General features: G+C 59.2%; 2 protein-coding genes and 1 pseudogene. All 3 read right to left on the reverse strand.

Annotated features, from left to right (window positions below; genetic code table 11):
* The coding region (gene rpsC, locus DO97_RS20370; RefSeq protein WP_036537206.1) for a 30S ribosomal protein S3 at positions 1-330 on the reverse strand (330 nt) is incomplete at its 3' end.
* A gap of 19 nt (positions 331-349) precedes the next feature.
* A pseudogene (rplV, locus tag DO97_RS20375) lies at positions 350-681 on the reverse strand (50S ribosomal protein L22); the annotation flags it as partial.
* Between the two features lie 9 nt (positions 682-690).
* Positions 691-833 (reverse strand): ribosomal protein S19 family protein (locus DO97_RS20380; protein ID WP_036537204.1); only part of this gene is annotated, 143 nt, incomplete at its 5' end.

Raw genomic sequence — 833 nt, forward strand, 5'->3', positions numbered from 1 at the left:
TTCGGGCTTGCGCACTTCTTCGATGTTCACTGCGACAGGCACGCCCAGACGCGACGCGAGTTCCTTCTTCAGGTTCTCGATGTCTTCACCCTTCTTGCCGATCACCACACCAGGACGTGCCGAGTAAATGGTGATGCGGGCGTTCTTGGCGGGGCGCTCGATCAAGATGCGCGACACAGCCGCGTTCTTCAGCTTGGCCTTCAGGTACTCACGCACCTTGATGTCTTCGGCCAGCATGCCCGCGAAGTCGCGGTTGCTGGCGTACCAACGGCTGGACCAGTTGCGGCTGACCGCAAGGCGGAAGCCGGTAGGATGGATTTTCTGTCCCATAGTCTTCCCGAGCCTTTAAGTTGCCAACCGTCACGTACACATGGCACGTGGGCTTGCTGATGCGGTTGCCGTCGGCCTTTGGCGCGCGCGGTGAAGCGCTTGAGCGTGGTGCCTTGTTCGACGTAGATGGTCTTGACCTTCAGTTCGTCGATGTCAGCGCCATCGTTGTGTTCGGCGTTGGCAATGGCCGACTCCAGAACCTTCTTGACGATGCCAGCAGCGTTTTTTCTGCGTGAACGTCAGGATGTTCAGAGCTTGGTCCACCTTCTTGCCGCGGATCAGATCGGCGACCAGACGGCCCTTATCGACCGACAGACGGACGCCCCGGAGGACTGCACGTGTTTCAGACATGGTCGTTCCTTACTTCTTCGCTTTTTTGTCAGCGGGGTGACCCTTGAAGGTGCGCGTCAGGGCGAATTCGCCCAGCTTGTGGCCCACCATCTGGTCGGTGACATAGACCGGCACGTGCTGCTTGCCGTTGTGCACGGCAATGGTCAGACCGA

The organism is Neosynechococcus sphagnicola sy1, from assembly GCF_000775285.1.
GTDB lineage: Bacteria > Cyanobacteriota > Cyanobacteriia > Neosynechococcales > Neosynechococcaceae > Neosynechococcus > Neosynechococcus sphagnicola.